1 protein-coding gene is annotated in these 2,967 nt (G+C 73.9%); it reads right to left on the bottom strand.

Annotation, left to right across the window (positions count from 1 at the left end; genetic code table 11):
- On the bottom strand, positions 1 to 2,967 hold a 2,967-nt coding region (locus OSB71_RS24045; protein ID WP_265950917.1), incomplete at both ends, for a type I polyketide synthase.

Raw genomic sequence — 2,967 nt, 5'->3', positions numbered from 1 at the left:
TCGGGCGCCGGACCCGGCGTAGTACGCCTGCCAGTCGACGGTGGTGCCGCGCACGTGGAGTTCGGCGAGCGCGGTGACCAGGGCCTCGGGCTCGGGACGGTTCTTGCGCAGAGCGGGCACGAACGCGGCGACTGCCGCGCCGTCGGGCCCGGGTTCGGGGTCGGGGCTGGTGGCTTGCCGCGCCATGGCGGTCAGGGTGCCGCCCGGTCCCACCTCGACGTAGGTGCTCACGTCCAGACCCGCCAGGTGCCGCATGCCGTCGTGGAAGCGCACCGCCTGGCGGACGTGGCGCACCCAGTACTCGGCGGTGGCCAGCTCCTCCCCGGCCACGTCACCGGTGAGGTTGGAGACGACCGGGATGCGCGGGGCCTGGTAGGTCAGGCTCTCGGCGATGGCGCGGAACTCCTGAAGCATGGGGTCCATGCGCGGGGAGTGGAAGGCGTGGCTGACGTTGAGCCGCTTGCTCTTGTCGAACCGTGCAGCGATCTCCGCCACGGCGTCCTCATCACCGGAGATGACGACGGAGGTGGGTCCGTTGACGGCGGCGATCGACACGCCGTCGGTCAGAAGCGGTTCCACCTCGCCTTCGGTGGCCTGCACGGCGATCATCGCGCCGCCGGACGGGAGCGCCTGCATCAACCTGCCGCGTGCGGCGACCAGCCGGGCCGCGTCCTCCAGCGACCACACCCCCGCCACGTGAGCGGCGGCCACCTCACCGATGGAGTGGCCGAGCAGGTAGTCGGGGGTGACGCCCCAGTGCTCCAGCAGCCGGAACAGCGCCACTTCCAATGCGAACAGCCCCGCCTGCGTGTACTGGGTCTGGTCCAGCAGCTCCGAGCCGTCGAAGACCACCTCCCGCACGGAGGCGTCCAGGTGGCGGTCCAGCTCCGCGCACACCGCGTCGAAGGCATCCGCGAACACCGGGAAGGCGTCATACAGCTCCCGGCCCATACCGGCCCGCTGCGAACCCTGGCCCGAGAAGAGGAACGCGGCACGACCGCCGCTCGCCTGCCCGGTCACCACACCCGTCGGAGCCTGCCCCTGTGCCACCGCGGCCAGCAGCCCGGCCCGGTCGGCACCGACCACCACCGCACGGTGCTCGAACACCGACCGCGACACCGCCAGCGACCACCCCACATCCACCGGCGACCCCAGCGAGCCCACCCGCTCCAGCAGCCGCCCGGCCTGCCCAGCCAACGCCTGCGCCGACTTCGCCGACAGCACCCACGGCACCACCGGCACCGCCACCGAAGCAGAAGCCGGGGTCGGGGACGCCACCGCCTCAGCGTTCTCGGCGTCCCCTTCCTCCACGATCACGTGCGCGTTGGTCCCGCTGATCCCGAACGAGGACACGCCCGCCCGACGGGGGCGCTCACCCGCCGGCCACTCCCGCGCCCGGGTCAGCAGCTCCACCGCACCCGCAGCCCAGTCCACCTTCGACGACGGCTCGTCCACGTGCAGCGTGCGCGGCAGCGTCCCGTGCCGCATCGACAGCACCATCTTGATCACACCCGCCACACCAGCCGCAGCCTGCGTGTGACCGAGATTGGACTTCACCGACCCCAACCACAACGGCTCACCCGACCCACGGCCCTGGCCGTAGGTCGCCAAGACCGCCTGCGCCTCGATCGGGTCACCCAGCGTCGTCCCCGTACCGTGCGCCTCCACCGCGTCCACCTCGGACGCCGACAACCCGGCACTGGCCAGCGCCTCCCGGATCACCCGCTGCTGCGACGGCCCGTTCGGCGCGGTGAGCCCGTTGGAGGCACCGTCCTGGTTCACGGCCGAACCGCGCACCACCGCCAGCACCCGGTGCCCGTTGCGCCGCGCGTCCGACAGCCGCTCCACCACCAGCACGCCCACACCCTCGGACCAACCCGTCCCGTCGGCCGCGTCGGAGAAGGACTTGCACCGCCCGTCGGAGGCCAGGCCGCCCTGCCGGGAGAACTCCACGAAGCCGCCCGGACCGGCCATCACCGTGACGCCGCCGACCAGCGCGGCGTCGCACTCCCCCGACCGCAGCGAGCGCGCGGCCAGGTGCAGGGCGACCAGGGAGGAGGAGCACGCCGTGTCCACCGTCACCGCCGGACCCTCCAGCCCCAGCGCGTAGGACACCCGGCCGGACAGGACGCTGGTGGCCGTGCCGGTCAGCAACTGTCCGCTCACGCCCTCCTCGGCGTGGGCCAGCGCGCCGGCCGCGTACCCCTGGGCGCACCCTCCGGCGAAGACGCCGGTGCGCGAGGCGCGCAGCGACAGCGGGTCGATGCCCGCCCGCTCCACGGCCTCCCACGTGGTCTCCAGCAGCAGCCGCTGCTGCGGGTCCATCGCGAGGGCCTCGCGCGGGGAGATACCGAAGAACTCCGGGTCGAACTCGCCCGCATCGTGCAGGAAACCGCCCACCTGGGCGAACGCGGTGGTGTCCCGGGACGGCGCGTCCTCCCAGCCCCGGTCTGCGGGGAACCCGGTGATGCCCTCGCCATCCGACCGGACGAGCTCCCACAGCTCCTCCGGGGAGTGCACGCTCCCGGGCAGCCGGCAGGCCATGCCGACGATGGCGACGGGGTCGTCCGCCTCCACGGGGGCCGGGTCGGTGGCAGCCGTCACCGACGCGGGAGTGCGGCCGAGGATCTCGTCCGCCAGGTGGCGGGCGAGCGCCCCGGCGTCCGGGTAGTCGAACGCGAGAGTGGCGGGGAGCCGCAGGCCGGTCGCCCGGGCCAGTCGGTCGCGGAGCTCGACGGCGGTGAGCGAGTCGAAGCCGAGATCGCGGAAGGCCGAGGCCGCGGGGATGGCGGACGCGTCGCGGTGGTCCAGCACGGTGGCCGCGTGGCTCCGGACGAGTTCGAGGAGGGCGCCCTGTGCGTCGCCGGGCGCCAGCCCGGCGAGGCGGTCGCGCAGCGCCGTGTGCTCGGGTGCGCCCTGCTGCGGCGACCGAGCCTCGTCGGCCGCCCGCTCGACGCGGGCGCGTAC

Origin of the sequence: Streptomyces marinisediminis, assembly GCF_026262575.1 — a bacterium.
Taxonomy (GTDB): Bacteria; Actinomycetota; Actinomycetes; order Streptomycetales; family Streptomycetaceae; genus Streptomyces; species Streptomyces marinisediminis.
The sequence above is the reverse complement of the archived record's forward strand: the minus strand, read 5'-3'. Positions and strand labels throughout refer to the sequence as shown.